Below are 13,183 nucleotides of genomic sequence, written 5' to 3' on the forward strand. Positions count from 1 at the left end.
ATGAGCACCGTCACGTACGTCTTCGGGATCGTGGCAGCGGTCCTCGCCCTCATCGCGATCATCGAGCTCATGCGACGAGGAACGCTGCGAGAGCGGCACGCCGGCTGGTGGTTCGTCGGCGGCCTGATGGCCCTCGTCATCGCCGTCTTCCCTCAGACGCTCGGGTGGGCTGCGGCGGCGGTCGGAATCGTCGTACCCGTCAACCTGGTCTTCTTCGTCGCGATCGCCCTGCTCTTCCTCGTGAGTCTGCAGTACGGGGCCGAGCTCACCAGGGTCGAGGAGAAGCTCAGGGTGCTGGCCGAGGAATCGGCGGTCCACGAGCGGCGGATCGCGCAGCTCGAGCAGAACAACGACACCAGGGCGCCCGGGGCCGCCGATGGCCAGCATCCGCCGACCGATCGGAGGGACTCATGAGGGTCGTCGTCGCCTCGCGCCTGTTCCCGCCGGAGGTGAGTGCCGGAGCATTCCGCCTCGGCGCGCTCGGTCGCGTCCTGGCCGCTCGCGGTGAGGACGTCGTCGTGCTGACCAGCACCCCACCCTCCCACGCGCCGCGCACCCCGGACGCACCCGGTGTGGAGGTGCGTCGCTGGCCCGTGCTGCGCGACGCCGGCGGAAACGTGCGCGGCTACGTGCAGTACATGAGCTTCGACATCCCGCTTCTCGTGCGCCTGATCGCTGAGCGGTTCGATGTCGCGGTCGCCGAGTCGCCACCCACCACGGGGCTCGTCGTCGCGCTGGTCGCCGCGCTGAAGCGCAGGCCGTTCGTGTACTACGCCGCGGATGTCTGGACGGATGGCGTGATCTCGATGGGCGCGCCGCGTCCCGTCGTGTCCGTGATGCGCTGGATGGAACGATCCGTCCTGCGCCGTGCCCGTGCGATCATCTCCGTGTCGGACGAGGTGACCGATCGACTCACCCTGCTCGGTGCGGACGCGGGGCGCATCGTGACGGTGGGGAACGGTATCGACACCGACATCTTCACCCCCGCCGCAGTGCCCGCCGACGACGGATCGTACTTCGTCTACACCGGAACGATGTCGGAATGGCAGCAGCCGGATGTGTTCATCCGAGCATTCGCTCTCATCGCCGAAGAGCACCCCGATCTGCGGCTGCGATTCTTCGGACAGGGTTCGGTCGAGAGCGAGCTCAGATCTCTCGCAGATCGACTCGTACCCGGACGCGTGGTGTTCGGCGGTGTCGTGAGCCCCGGCGAGTCGACGTCGTGGATCCGCGGCGCTGTGGCATCGCTGGTCAGCATCGTCCCGGGCATCGGGTACGACTTCGCCAAACCGACCAAGACCTACGCCGCCGCGGCGACGGGGACCCCGGTGCTGTTCGCGGGACCATCTGCGGGTGCCGACCTCGTGCGCGGGAATTCCCTCGGACGCGCCGTCGAGTTCACGGCCGACGCCGTGGCGCAGGGTATGCGCGAACTGCTCGCCGAGGCGGCGGACGGCACGACGGCGGCGGAGCGTCCGAGGCGCGCAGCGTGGGCGCAGGCGAACGTCTCGCTGAGCGCGGTGGCCGAGAAGGTGGCCGATGCCGTCGAGCGGGCCGCTCAGGCACGGACGCGTAGAATCATGGACGGTTCCCGCATGACCGGCGGCGGCGAAAGGCGATCCCGATGACTTCTTCCCCTGCTCGAGTGCGCATCGTCGACTCCGCCGATGTGTCGACGGACGCCGAGATCGGCGACGGATCGTCGATCTGGCACCTGGCCCAGGTGCGAGAGGGCGTGCGCATGGGCGAGAACTGCATCGTCGGCCGAGGCGCGTACATCGGCACCGGCGTCGAGATGGGCGACAACTGCAAGGTGCAGAACTACGCGCTCGTGTATGAGCCCGCGAGACTCGCGGACGGCGTCTTCATCGGCCCCGCTGTCGTCCTCACCAACGACACCTATCCCCGGGCGATCAACGCCGACGGCTCTCTGAAGAGCGCGCACGACTGGGAGCCGGTGGGAGTGACCATCGGCCGCGGCGCCGCGATCGGCGCCCGATCGACGTGCGTCGCCCCCGTGACGATCGGCGCGTGGGCCACGGTGGCGGCGGGTGCGGTCGTGGTGAAGGATGTGCCCGACTACGCGCTGATGGCGGGCGTTCCGGCCCGTCGCATCGGCTGGGTGGGCGAGTCGGGGGTCCCGCTGAAGGCAGGCGACGACGACGCTGTGTGGGTCTGCCCTGTGACGGGTGACCGGTTCGTGGAAAGCAATGGAATTCTGACCAAGGAGGCCGCGTGAGCGAGTTCATTCCCCCGGCGAAGCCGATCATCGGAGACGAGGAGCGGGCAGCCGTCGATCGCGTGATGCGCAGCGGTATGGTGGCGCAGGGCCCCGAGGTGGCCGCATTCGAGGCGGAGTTCTCCGCCCACTTCGTGCCGGGCCGCCCCTCGGTCGCGGTCAACTCCGGCACCGCCGGTCTCCATCTCGGTCTGCTCGCAGCCGGTGTCGGTGCGGGGGATGAGGTCATCGTGCCGTCGTTCACCTTCGCGGCGACGGGCAACTCGGTCGCGCTGACCGGCGGCACGCCGGTGTTCGTCGACATCGAGCCCGAGACGTTCACTCTCGACCCCGAGGCGGTCGCCGCGGCGATCACTCCCCGCACGAAGGGCATCCTGCCGGTCCACCTGTACGGCCACCCTGCGCGGATGCGCGAGCTCGAGAAGCTCGCCGCCGACCGTGGTGTCGCTCTGTACGAGGACGCCGCGCAGGCGCACGGCGCCTCTCTCGACGGCCGTCCCGTCGGTTCGTTCGGCGAGTTCGCGATGTTCAGTCTGTATCCGACCAAGAACATGACCAGCGGCGAGGGCGGCATGGTCACGACCGCGACCGACGACATCGCGCGACGCGTGAAGCTGCTGCGCAACCAGGGCATGGAGCGTCAGTACGAGAACGAGGTGATCGGGTTCAACGCCCGCATGACCGACATCCACGCCGCGATCGGCCGTGTGCAGCTGACGAAGGTAGATGCCTGGACGAGGACGCGCCAGCAGAACGCCGCCTTCCTCGACGCCAATCTGCAGGGCGTCGTGGTTCCGCCGGTCGCCGACGGAGCGGTGCACGTGTACCACCAGTACACCGTGCGCGTCCCCGAGGACCGCGACGGCTTCGTCGCGGCTCTGAAGGCCGAGCACAACGTCGGAGCCGGTGTCTACTATCCGATTCCGAATCACCGTCTGCCGTCGCTCGCGCCGTACGCCCCGGGTCTCGACCTTCCGGTGACCGAGCAGGCGGCCAGGGAGGTCGTGTCGCTCCCTGTGCACCCGTCGCTCTCGCAGGCTGACCTCGAGCGGATCGTCACCGCGGTCAACACCGTCGCGAAGGCGGGCGCCTGATGGCGCTGCGCGCCGGTCTGCTCGGCGTCGGCATGATGGGGCGCCACCACGCCCGCGTGCTGCGTGAGCTCGACGGTGTCGATCTCGTCGCCATCGCCGACCCCGGCGGCGACCCTCACGGTGTCGCAGGCGACCTCGAGGTGCTGCCCGATATCGACGCGCTGATCGCCGCCGGCATCGACATCGCGGTCGTAGCCGTGCCGACCCGTTTCCACGAGGACGCGGCGCTGAAGCTCGCATCCGCCGGCGTGCACACGCTCGTGGAGAAGCCGATCGCTCACTCTCTCGAGGCCGGCCAGCGCATGGTGGATGCCTTCGCTGCCGCGGGGCTCGTCGGCGCCGTAGGGCACATCGAGCGCTTCAACCCGGCACTGCAGGAGCTGCGTCGCCGCATCGAAGGCGGAGAGCTGGGAGCGGTCTACCAGGTCGTGACCCGTCGCCAGGGACCCTTCCCCTCGCGCATCGCCGATGTCGGGGTCGCCAAGGACCTCGCCTCGCACGACGTGGACTTGACGGCGTGGGTCGTCCAGTCCGACTATGACCGGGTCTTCGCGCAGACGGCCTTCAAGTCGGGACGCGAGTTCGAGGACATGATCACCATCACCGGGCGCACGAAGTCCGGCGTGATCGTGAACAACATCGTCAACTGGCTGTCGCCGATGAAGGAACGGGTCACTGTCGTCACGGGCGAGAAGGGCGCGTTCGTGGCGGACACCTCGACGGGAGACCTCACCTTCTACGCCAACGGCACGATCCCCCTCGAATGGGAGTCCGTCTCTTCGTTCCGCGGCGTGTCGGAGGGTGACGTCACCCGGTACGCCTTCGCCAAGCGCGAGCCGCTCAAGGTCGAGCACGAGGCCTTCCGCGACGCCGTGCTCGGTCAGCTCACCGACGTCGTCACCATGGAGCAGGGGCAGCGCACGCTCGCCGTCGTCGAGGCGGCACTGGAGTCGGCGCGCTCCCATGCCTCGGTCGAGCTGACGGCCTTCACAGCTCGATGAAGCAGATCATCGGCCTTCTGAGGCGTCTGCTGCCCTACCTGCCGCAGTCGGCACGGAGATTCCTTCTCTGGTACTCCGTCATCGCCGCGCTGCTGTCGATCGTCGACGTGCTGGCGCTGATGCTGCTCGCGCTGACGCTGGCTTCAGCCGCGACCGGAAGCGCGGTCTCGCTGCCCATCGTCGGGGCTCTGCCGGAGTCCGCCCTGGTGTGGATGATCGTGGGGCTGTCAGTGCTGGTCATCGCGAAGTCGGCGGCGAATGTGGGTCTCCAATGGGTGGCGACGCGTCGCTTCGCCGAGTTCGAGGTCCGGGTCGGGGCCCAGCTGCTCGCCGCCTACCTGCGCGCGCCCTGGACCGACCGGCTCGGGCGCAACTCCGCTCAGGTCGTGCAGATGGCCAACACAGGGGTCGCCAACGTCACGAGCGGCTTCCTGCTGCCCATCACGACGCTGCCGGGTCTGCTCGTCACATCGGTCGGCGTCCTCGCCGTCATCGTGGTCGCTCAGCCCTTGACCGCGCTGATCACCGCCGTCTACCTGCTCGCGATCGCCGCGCTGCAGTACTACGTGCTCGGCGGGCGCACCCGTCAGGCGGCGCGAGTCGCCCGCGACTCGCAGATGGCGGCAGCTGCCCTGATCTCCGGCATGGTCTCAGCCCTGAAGGAGATCACCCTGCGCGACAAGGCCGCCGAGGTCGAGGTCGTGGTGGAGAAGCAGCGAGCCCTATCGGCGCGCGCACGATCGAACTCGAACTTCCTCTCAGCGGTGCCGCGGTTCATCTTCGACTCGGCCGTCATCGGAGGATTCCTGCTCACGGGCGGCGTCGCGTACCTCGTAGGCGGGCCCGTCGACGGGCCGCAGGCCGCGATCGGAGCCGTCGCGCTTTTCGGCATCGCCGGGTTCAGGCTCGTGCCGGCGCTCACAGGATTCCAGGCTGTGATCACCCGCACTGTCACGACGGCGCCGTATGTCGACACCGTCATCGCCGACATCGAATCGGCCGACGAATACCTCAAGGCGCAGGAGCGGCTCGGGCGGGAGCCTCTGCCGTCGGCACCGCAGACGCTGTCGCTCGAAGGGGTGGCCTTCACCTTCCCCGGCTCGAGCACCCCTGCCGTCGAAGGCCTCAGTCTCGACATCAGGATGGGAACGACGGTGGGCATCGCGGGTCCCTCGGGTGCAGGGAAGTCCACCCTGGTCGACCTCCTGCTCGGGCTCATCTCGCCCAGCGCCGGACAGATCCTGATCGACGGCAAGCCGCTCCAGGACGTCCTCGCCGCGTGGCGTCAGCATGTGGGTTATGTCCCGCAGGACGTCGCCCTGTTCGACGGGACCATCGCGCAGAACATCGCACTGGTCTGGGATGACAGCTACGACCTCGAGAGGGTCGAGCGAGCCGCACGGCGTGCGCAGCTGTGGGATGTGATCTCAGATCGCGACGGCGGCGTGCACTCCACCGTCGGCGAGCGCGGCATGACCCTCTCCGGCGGCCAGCGTCAGCGCCTCGGAATCGCACGCGCCCTGTACACCGATCCGCTGGTGCTCGTGCTCGACGAGGCCACCAGCGCACTCGACAGCAAGACCGAGGCGAACGTCACCGAGGCCATCCACGAACTGCACGGGGAGGTCACGGTGATCGCCGTCGCGCACCGCCTCTCGACCATCCGCGCCTCGGATCAGGTCCTGTTCATGCAGGACGGCCGCATCGCCGCCACGGGCACGTTCGATCAGGTCGTCGCCCAGCACGAGGACTTCGCTCTGCAGGCCCGGCTCTCGGGACTGGCATGACCGGGGTCGCGAGCATCCTCGCCGCCCGCTGGCGGATGGCCAGGCGGTTGATCCGCGCCCACCTTCCCGACGCGATCACCTCGCGCACGGGGCCCGAGACGGCGAGATACCGGCTGCAGGATGTTCCCGCGCCGGTGCAGCCGCCGTCCACCGAGGTGCGGCTGCTCGTCGGCCCACGCAACTTCGCGGGCCAGGGCGACCGGTGGGCGCGAGCGGCTGAGCGCCTTCCGGACGTCGGCGCTGTCTCGATGATGGCGGGAGACAACGGCGGACTCGACTTCCCCGTGGACTACCGTGTGCCGGACGCCGTGTACACGAACTCCCGACGCTGGGGGACCAGCCAGCGGGAGGCCGTCGGCGCGGGCTTCACGCACGTCATGATCGAGGCGGTGTCGTCGATGTTCGGCGCCGCGAGCGACAAAGTCGTCGGGCGAGAGGTGGAGTGGCTTCGCGCGCGAGGCGTGCAGGTGGCAATGCTGTGTCACGGCACCGACATCCGGCTGCCCGACCGGCATGCGCAGCTCGATGAGTGGTCGCCCTTTCGGAATGCACCTGCGGAGTGGGTGAGCAGACTGCAGGCTCGCGCTGACTTCAACCAGCGGGTGCTCGACCGGGTGTCGGCCCCGGTGTTCGTGTCGACGCCGGAGATGCTGCTCGATCGACCGGGGGCCCATTGGCTGCCGATCGTCGTCGACGTCGACAGGTGGAGCACCTCGAACGAGATCCTCCACAGCGATCGTCCCGTGGTGCTCCACGCGCCGACCAACCCGCTGGTGAAGGGCACGGCGCTCATCGAGCCGATCGTGCAGAGCATGCATGACGAAGGGACGATCGACTACCGCCGGGTGATCCGAGTGCCATCTCATCGCATGCCGTCCCTGTATGCCGAGGCTGACGTCGTGCTCGAGCAGTTCGCCCTCGGGATGTACTCGGTCACGTCGGTCGAGGCGATGGCGGCCGGCCGGATCGCGGTGGCCCATGTGCATGATCAGGTCCGCGACCACGTGCGGCAGACGACGGGCCTCGAACTCCCGGTCGTCGAGGCGACACCCGACACTCTGCGGGACGTGCTCGACGACATCCGCGCCCGTCCGGATCACTATCGGCAGCTGGCTCAGCGCGGGCCGGAGTTCGTCCGCATGGTGCACGACGGCGGGCTGTCGGCACGGACGCTGGCGCCGTTCCTCGGGGTGACGGCGTGAGCAGGCACCTGCTGCTCACGGCGTGGGCGTTTCCGCCGGCGAGAACCAGCGGCGTCTATCGTGCTGCGGGCATAGCCGAGGCCTTCGTGCGCGCGGGATGGCACGTGACCGTGCTCACCGGTCCTGCAGCCCTGTTCCGCGCGAACGGCGTCGCCGACGAGACCCTTCTCGAGACCGTCGACCCTCGCATCGAGGTCGTCGAGGTTCCGCTCGAGCACCACGAGCTCTCCACCGACATCACCGCGTGGTCGCGGACGCGCGCCAGGCAGCCGGAGATGTGGGCTCGGCGCCGGCTGCGCCGCGACCAGCGGGAGTTCCCCGAGTCGTGGTACGGATCCTGGGCGCCGGCGCTGCGGCGAGCGGCGGATGCCGTGCACGCCGCACGCGCTGTCGACCTCGCGCTCGGGACTGCGGCACCGTATGTCGACTTCGTGCCGGGAGAGCACCTGCATGCGACGCACGGCGTTCCGTACATCCTCGACTACCGTGACGCGTGGACATTCCTCACATTCACCGGGGAGGCGCCGGCCGGGCTCACCGACGCCGTGCGCGAGCGCGAAAGATCCCTGATGCGCGGCGCGTTCCAGGTCTGGTTCGTGAACGATCCGATCCGGGGCTGGCACGCCGCGCAGTACCCGGACTCCGCGGCGCTCATGCGCACCGTGCGGAACGGATACGATCTCCCCGCGACGGCGGAGGGGCCCGAGTCGTTCGGCGTGACGCACCGCGACCGATCGACGGGTCCGCTGACATTCGGATACATCGGCACCATCAACTTCGGCGCGTTCCCGCTCGAAGAGGTGACGGAGGCGTGGCGGATAGCGCGCAAGGAGCTCCCGGAGGGAACGAGGCTCGTGCTTCGAGGGCACCTCGGCCGCACAGGAGAGGGCAGCCCGCAGCTCCTCGCCGCCCTGGCCGCGGCTGAACCGCTCGGAATCGTCTACGAGGGGCCGGTGAGGCGCAGCGAGCTCGCCGAGGTCTACCAGGAGTTCGACGCTCTGGTGCTCGCGCTGCCGAGCGGACCGGGGGTGACGAGCGGAAAGGTCTACGAGTACGCGGCCACCGGCCTGCCGATCGTGTCGGTGCACAGCGCCGAGACGCCGGTCGGCGAAGTGCTCGGCGACACCGATCACTGGCATGCGCCCCGATCGCTCGAGCCGTCGGAGATCGCCGCCGCGCTCGTGGCCGCCGGCGATCAGGTGCGCTCGACCACACAAGCCGACCGCCGCAAGGCGATCGCCTCAGGCACCCGGTGGGAGCGCATGGGCATTCTGAACACGGCCATCGCCCAGGTCGAGGCGGAACTGGAAGCGGGTGCGCGCTCATGAGGGTCGTGGTGTTCGCCCCGACGATCCGAAGCATCGGCGACGGCGTCTCCGCGCTCGCGGACGCCGCCGAGGTCACTGTCCTGTCGTTCGCACCGTCACCGTGGGAGGGCGCGCGATCCGTGGCGGTCGGCACCCCCGGCATCCGATCGCGGCTGTCGGACCTCGCGCGCCGCACACCGCTCGGGCGTGTGCTGCGGCGACTTACCCCGCTCGATCCCGGCGCCATCTTCGCGCAGCGGGTGCGCAGGTCGCCCGAGGCCCAGGCGGCGATCACCGCCGCCGACCTGCTGGTGTCGACCGAGCGTGATGCGCAGTTCTCGGCATGGCGCGAGGCGCGTCGGCGGGCACGCCAGGGTGCTCCGGTTGCCGCAGTCACAGGGCTCCCCGCCGCCGGAGTGGCGGTTCGTCGGCTCAGCGACGATTCTTGAGTGCGAAGAGCGCCGCTGTACCGCCGTAGACCGCGTCCCACGATTCGCCGAGCTCGGCTGCGCGTGAGAGCTTCCACACCGTGAGGATGGCATCACGATCGAGCGCGACGACGACATCCGCCGACCTCACGAGATCTCGCAGACCGCCATCGCGCCGCGCCACCCGCCACAGACGGCGGGAACGGTCGAGTGGTGTGATCCTGAGCAGATTCCGCCCGAGGGCTGAGCGCCAGGCCATCCGTTCGATCCGGCGAGCCAGGGGGCCGCTCCAGAGCGGTTCGAGCATGTGCCGCCCGGCGGACGAGCGCTCGGCGGACGGAGCGACGCGGGTCACTTCGGCGTGAGCCTCGAGCTCCGCGAGCGCCGGTGCATCGTGGTCGGCCGACATGATGGCGATCACACGCATCAGAGCGCTCCACTTCCGGTGACTCGAGCGCGCCACTTCTGCGCCACGGGCTGAAGGATGCGCGCGCGCTCGTAGCGGGACGCCCACTCTCTGGCCGCTCTGCGGTCGTCCAGGGTCTGAGCGGCGGCGATCTCCGCTGCCCGGCTCAGCGCGTCGGCGATGTCGGTCGGACGCAGGGATGCGGCCGGAGCCCACGCGGGGTAGTCGCGAAGGGTGTCGCTGACGGCATTCACCGGATCATGGACGGAGACGATCGGAAGACCGGTCGCCATGTACTCGAACACCTTGCCGCTGGTCATGAAGCGACTGGTGCCGAGGGGAAGGATCAGCACATCGAGACCCGAGTACACGTCGGAGATCTGCGCCTTCGACACAGGACCGCGGTACCGGACGGAACCGTCGGCGGCTCGTGCGATCGATGACAGCACGCCGCCTTCATCGTCGCCCTGATGTCCGAGGTAGCCGAAGAGGTCGATGCGGGCATCCTCGAGGTCGCCGCGCTCTCGCGCCGTCAGCCAGCCGTCGACCAGCTGCGGTATGGGCGTCTGCGAGGTCATCGTGCCGATGTTGCCGAACACCAGACCGGCGGATCGATCCGCGCGAGGCCGGGCCACCTCGCCGACGAACTCGGGGTCGAAGCCGTTCGACACCACCTGGATCCGATCGGCGGCCTCGGGGTAGAGCTCCCGGTGCCATTGCGCGATCGGCTCGTTCACGAACCACACCTCGTCTGCGGCGCTGACGAGACGTCGCTCCCACTGGGCTCCAGGGTGCCGGTCGGACAGCGTCCGTCGCCCGGAGTACATGTCCAGCTGCCAGGTGTCGCGATAGTCCATCACGAAGGGGACGCTGGCGGTCTCTTTCAGGTGGAAGCCCGCGGTGTGCACCACATTGGGGTTGCCGGAGCCGATCGTCAACGTCACGGGATGCTCCCGGTGGATGCGCGCGGCCGCGGCCTCCAGATCCGTCCTCCACAGGCCGTAGCGCGGCTCGGGGAACACCCGAGCGGTGCGCCATCCGCGCCATCCGTTCCAGAGCTCAGGCGCATGTGCGCGGAACCGGCTCCACTGGCGCAGGTCGAGGACGGTCTCGTCGTGGGGGAAGGGGATCCGCTCGATCCGGACCCGCGGGTCGACGCGGTCCTCGAGTGAGGGATCGACGCCCGTGCTGCGCAGGAAGACCTCACGCGGGACGGTGAGCACGGTGACGTCCCACCCTTCGCGGACGAAGGCGTTCGCGGTGGCGAGCAGCCGGTACGCGCCGCCGCTGCGTGAGGGCGGGAAGCCCCAGGCGACATAGAGTAGATGAGGCGGCGAGACGTGCGACAAGGCGAACCTGCTGGGATCTAGCGGTCGGAGGGCGAGAACGCCTAACCCTAACATCGGCGCCGGAGAGGAACACATGCGCGTAGCGGTGACGAAGGGCTCGCTCCTCATCCCCCCGACGTATTTCGCGGTCTCCCATGCCCGGATGCTTCGACGTGCTCATGCAGTGCGCATCTTCACCGGCGCTGCCGAGATCACCGATCCTTCGGCTCTCGACGATGTCGAGCTCGAGGAGACGCTTCCGCGGGTGCTCCCGGCTGCTCGTGGACTGGGCGTCCGGCGTCGTGAGCAGATCGGTGCGCTGCTCTGGCCATTCACGGCGCAGCGGATCGCGCAGTGGGCTCCTGACGTGATCCACCAGCATTTCGCCTATGGTGCGCGGGCCGCGGTGTCCGCGGCGCGCCGGGCCAAGGCGCCGCTCATCGTCACGATGCACGGCGGAGACGCGTTCGTTCCGCTGACGCCCCTGGGCGAGCGGGGTATCCGCGCACGACCGGCATTGCTGGCCATGCAGCGCGAGGTGAAGGCCGCGTACCGCAGGGCCGACCTCATTCTCGCGGTGAGTGAGTACATCGCCGGCGTCATCGCGCAGGGCGGGGGCGATCCGGCACGCATCCGGGTGCATTACCAGGGAATCGACACCGACGTCTTCACTCCGGCCGACGACGTCGACCCCTCGCCGGTTCGCCGTCTGCTCTTCGTCGGCCGCATGGTCGAGACGAAGGGGGTCCTCGACCTGCTGACCGCGTCGAGCGCCGTCGTCGACGACCGTCCGCACGAACTGATCTTCGTGGGCGAGGGGCCTGCGCGGGCTGCCGTGGAGCGGGTCGCGGGCGATCTGCCTCACGTGAGGGTGCTCGGCGGCCGGTCCAGCGCGGAGGTGCGCGATCTGCTGCGCACCGCCCATGCGCTGGTGCTGCCCACGCGTGTCAACGGTCGCGCCAGGGAGGCGGCGGGCCTGGTGCTGCTGGAGGCGCAGGCGTGCGGCGTCCCCGTCATCGCCTATGACAGCGGCGGCACCTCCGAGATGATGGCCGCGGGGGAGACCGGGTGGCTCGCACCCGAGGGCGACGTCTCCGCGCTGCAGGAGCGACTGGCGGAATCCCTCGCGCAGACCACCGAGGAGCGTCGCGATATGGGCCGCAGAGCACGCTCGTTCGTCGTGCAGCAGCGCAGTCTCGTCTCGAGCGCTCGACAGCTCGAAGCCATCTACGAGGAGGTCCGCCGATGACCCGCATCCTCTGCATCTCGCTCTCGCCGATCCGGCGCGATGCGAGAGTGCTGCGTCAGATCAGCATCCTCCGCCAGCTCGGCGATGTGGTGACCGTGGGCTACGACGAACAGCCTGACGGGGTCGTGGAGCACATCCGCGTGCCCGACGACCGGCTGTCGCTGCCGCAGACCGTCGGCGGTGTGCTCAACCTCGGCCTGCGCCGATTCGACGCGGTCGAGCTGGCGGCCCCCGGCGTCTCATACGCTCTCGACAAGCTGCGGGGCCGGGAATTCGACCTCGTGGTCGCCAACGACGCCCGCGTGCTCGGACTCGCTTTCGCGGTCGCGGGAGATGCGCCGGTCTGGGCGGACATGCACGAGTGGGCACCGGAGGAGAGGACGCATGTGCTCTCCTGGCGCCTGCTCGTCGCGCCGTTCATGATCCACCTGTGCCGCAAGTATCTGCCGCGTGCAGCCGCTGTGACGACGGTGGGCGGGGAGATCGCCAAGCTCTACGCGCGCGACTTCGGCGTCACGCCGCACGTCATGCGCAACGCCGCGCCCTTCGCGGACCTTTCGCCGTCCGAGGTGGATCCCGATCGCATCCGCCTGGTGCACAGCGGGGGAGCGGTTCATGGGCGCAACCTGGAAGCCATGATCGACGCGGTCCGGATGCTGGATGACCGCTTCACCCTCGATCTGTACCTGGTTCCGGCCGCGGACGGCGGCAGGTACCTCAAGTCGCTGCGGGACCGCGCCGGCGATGACACCCGCATCGTCTTCCACGACCCGGTGCCCCCGGCCATGCTGCCTGTCACCCTGAACGCATATGACGTGGGGGTCTTCTGGATCCCGCCGGTGCATACCAACGCACGCCTGACGCTGCCGAACAAGCTCTTCGACTACGTGCAGGGCAGGCTGGCACTCGCGATCGGACCGACGGTCGAGATGGAGCGTGTCGTCCGGGAGCACGGCCTGGGCGTGATCAGCGACGACTTCGACGTGCGCGGATGCGCGGACTCCCTCCGCTCCCTGACCGCGGATCAGATCAGAGAATTCAAGCGTGCGTCCGATGCGAGTGCGGAACGTCTCAGCTTCGAGCACGAGGCTTCTGCCGCACTCGCGATGCTCCGCCCACTCGTCGCCGCTTCGTAGACTGGA

General features: G+C 69.2%; 13 protein-coding genes. 11 read left to right on the top strand and 2 right to left on the bottom strand.

All coding sequences use genetic code 11. The annotated features are described in order from the left end of the window. The 9 genes from AB0N59_RS09170 to AB0N59_RS09210 are packed head-to-tail and all read left to right on the top strand — an operon-like array spanning position 1 to position 9,079. Complete coding sequence (locus AB0N59_RS09170) at positions 1–414, top strand: DUF2304 domain-containing protein (protein WP_363481887.1); 414 nt, start codon at positions 1–3, stop codon at positions 412–414. Beyond that, positions 411–1,628 carry a glycosyltransferase family 4 protein gene (locus tag AB0N59_RS09175; protein WP_363481890.1) on the top strand — a complete coding sequence of 406 codons (1,218 nt, stop codon included), beginning with the start codon at positions 411–413 and terminating at the stop codon, positions 1,626–1,628. Before AB0N59_RS09170 ends, AB0N59_RS09175 begins: the two co-directional genes overlap by 4 nt. After that, positions 1,625–2,239: a DapH/DapD/GlmU-related protein gene (locus AB0N59_RS09180; RefSeq protein WP_363481893.1), complete on the top strand. Its 615-nt coding sequence runs from the start codon at positions 1,625–1,627 to the stop codon at positions 2,237–2,239. The genes AB0N59_RS09175 and AB0N59_RS09180 overlap by 4 nt, the downstream gene beginning before the upstream one ends. Further along, positions 2,236–3,333 carry a DegT/DnrJ/EryC1/StrS family aminotransferase gene (locus AB0N59_RS09185; protein ID WP_363481896.1) on the top strand — a complete coding sequence of 366 codons (1,098 nt, stop codon included), beginning with the start codon at positions 2,236–2,238 and terminating at the stop codon, positions 3,331–3,333. The genes AB0N59_RS09180 and AB0N59_RS09185 overlap by 4 nt, the downstream gene beginning before the upstream one ends. Next, complete coding sequence (locus AB0N59_RS09190) at positions 3,330–4,334, top strand: Gfo/Idh/MocA family oxidoreductase (protein WP_363484170.1); 1,005 nt, start codon at positions 3,330–3,332, stop codon at positions 4,332–4,334. The genes AB0N59_RS09185 and AB0N59_RS09190 overlap by 4 nt, the downstream gene beginning before the upstream one ends. Further along, positions 4,331–6,121 (top strand): ABC transporter ATP-binding protein, encoded by a 1,791-nt coding sequence (locus tag AB0N59_RS09195; protein WP_363481899.1) that lies wholly within the window; start codon positions 4,331–4,333, stop codon positions 6,119–6,121. Before AB0N59_RS09190 ends, AB0N59_RS09195 begins: the two co-directional genes overlap by 4 nt. Continuing rightward, entirely contained in the window at positions 6,118–7,323 is a 1,206-nt protein-coding gene (locus AB0N59_RS09200; protein WP_363481902.1) for a hypothetical protein, read from the top strand. The genes AB0N59_RS09195 and AB0N59_RS09200 overlap by 4 nt, the downstream gene beginning before the upstream one ends. Next, positions 7,320–8,651, top strand: coding sequence for a glycosyltransferase (locus AB0N59_RS09205; RefSeq protein ID WP_363481905.1), 1,332 nt, complete (start codon positions 7,320–7,322; stop codon positions 8,649–8,651). The genes AB0N59_RS09200 and AB0N59_RS09205 overlap by 4 nt, the downstream gene beginning before the upstream one ends. Further along, entirely contained in the window at positions 8,648–9,079 is a 432-nt protein-coding gene (locus AB0N59_RS09210) for a hypothetical protein (RefSeq protein WP_363481908.1), read from the top strand. Before AB0N59_RS09205 ends, AB0N59_RS09210 begins: the two co-directional genes overlap by 4 nt. Here the strand turns inward: AB0N59_RS09210 and AB0N59_RS09215 are convergent. Both AB0N59_RS09215 and AB0N59_RS09220 read right to left on the bottom strand, forming a co-directional pair. Next, on the bottom strand, positions 9,063–9,485 hold the full coding sequence (locus tag AB0N59_RS09215; protein WP_363481911.1) for a hypothetical protein: 423 nt from the start codon (positions 9,483–9,485) through the stop codon (positions 9,063–9,065). The genes AB0N59_RS09210 and AB0N59_RS09215 overlap by 17 nt on opposite strands. Beyond that, positions 9,485–10,813, bottom strand: coding sequence for a glycosyltransferase (locus AB0N59_RS09220; protein WP_363481914.1), 1,329 nt, complete (start codon positions 10,811–10,813; stop codon positions 9,485–9,487). Before AB0N59_RS09220 ends, AB0N59_RS09215 begins: the two co-directional genes overlap by 1 nt. A 142-nt stretch (positions 10,814–10,955) precedes the next feature. Here AB0N59_RS09220 and AB0N59_RS09225 point away from each other — a divergent pair, with 142 nt between their 5' ends. Together AB0N59_RS09225 and AB0N59_RS09230 are read left to right on the top strand one after the other, a co-directional pair. Next, a complete protein-coding gene (locus tag AB0N59_RS09225) occupies positions 10,956–12,041 on the top strand; it encodes a glycosyltransferase family 4 protein (protein ID WP_363481917.1) in 1,086 nt (361 codons plus the stop codon). After that, positions 12,038–13,177 carry a hypothetical protein gene (locus tag AB0N59_RS09230; protein WP_363481920.1) on the top strand — a complete coding sequence of 380 codons (1,140 nt, stop codon included), beginning with the start codon at positions 12,038–12,040 and terminating at the stop codon, positions 13,175–13,177. Before AB0N59_RS09225 ends, AB0N59_RS09230 begins: the two co-directional genes overlap by 4 nt. The last annotated feature ends 6 nt before the right edge of the window (positions 13,178–13,183 follow it).

Origin of the sequence: Microbacterium sp. NPDC089321 (genome assembly GCF_040684935.1) — a bacterium.
Classification (GTDB): Bacteria; Actinomycetota; Actinomycetes; order Actinomycetales; family Microbacteriaceae; genus Microbacterium.

Bases quoted from the DNA above. Each gene is read 5' to 3' on its own strand.
- AB0N59_RS09170 (WP_363481887.1), top strand. From the start codon at position 1: ATGAGCACCGTCACGTACGTCTTCGGGATCGTGGCAGCGGTCCTCGCC.
- AB0N59_RS09175 (WP_363481890.1), top strand. From the start codon at position 411: ATGAGGGTCGTCGTCGCCTCGCGCCTGTTCCCGCCGGAGGTGAGTGCC.
- AB0N59_RS09180 (WP_363481893.1), top strand. From the start codon at position 1,625: ATGACTTCTTCCCCTGCTCGAGTGCGCATCGTCGACTCCGCCGATGTG.
- AB0N59_RS09195 (WP_363481899.1), top strand. From the start codon at position 4,331: ATGAAGCAGATCATCGGCCTTCTGAGGCGTCTGCTGCCCTACCTGCCG.
- AB0N59_RS09200 (WP_363481902.1), top strand. From the start codon at position 6,118: ATGACCGGGGTCGCGAGCATCCTCGCCGCCCGCTGGCGGATGGCCAGG.
- AB0N59_RS09210 (WP_363481908.1), top strand. From the start codon at position 8,648: ATGAGGGTCGTGGTGTTCGCCCCGACGATCCGAAGCATCGGCGACGGC.
- AB0N59_RS09215 (WP_363481911.1), bottom strand. From the start codon at position 9,485: ATGCGTGTGATCGCCATCATGTCGGCCGACCACGATGCACCGGCGCTC.
- AB0N59_RS09225 (WP_363481917.1), top strand. From the start codon at position 10,956: ATGCTTCGACGTGCTCATGCAGTGCGCATCTTCACCGGCGCTGCCGAG.
- AB0N59_RS09230 (WP_363481920.1), top strand. From the start codon at position 12,038: ATGACCCGCATCCTCTGCATCTCGCTCTCGCCGATCCGGCGCGATGCG.